Annotated in this window: 1 protein-coding gene; it reads left to right on the top strand. The window is 63.6% G+C overall.

The window, feature by feature from the left end; translation table 11 throughout:
• A partial coding sequence (locus HMPREF2537_RS08445) for a biotin/lipoyl-containing protein (RefSeq protein ID WP_305763992.1) occupies positions 1–291 on the top strand: 291 nt, incomplete at both ends.

Here is a 291-nt window from a genome sequence, read left to right as displayed (position 1 = left end):
GAGATGCCGGAACTCGGTGAGTCCGTCACCGAAGGCACCATCACCCAGTGGCTGAAGTCCGTCGGCGACACCGTTGAGGTCGACGAACCACTCCTCGAGGTCTCCACCGACAAGGTCGACACCGAAATCCCGTCCCCAGTCGCCGGCACCCTCGTTGAAATCCTCGCCGAGGAAGATGACACCGTCGACGTCGGTGCCGTCATCGCCCGCGTAGGCGACGGCTCCGCCGCAGCCTCCGAGAAGCCTGCCGCCAAGGAAGAAAAGAAGGAAGAGCCCAAGGCCGAAGAGAAG

It is taken from the genome of Corynebacterium sp. HMSC074E01 (assembly GCF_001808885.1).
GTDB lineage: Bacteria > Actinomycetota > Actinomycetes > Mycobacteriales > Mycobacteriaceae > Corynebacterium.
The sequence above is the reverse complement of the archived record's forward strand: the minus strand, read 5'-3'. Positions and strand labels throughout refer to the sequence as shown.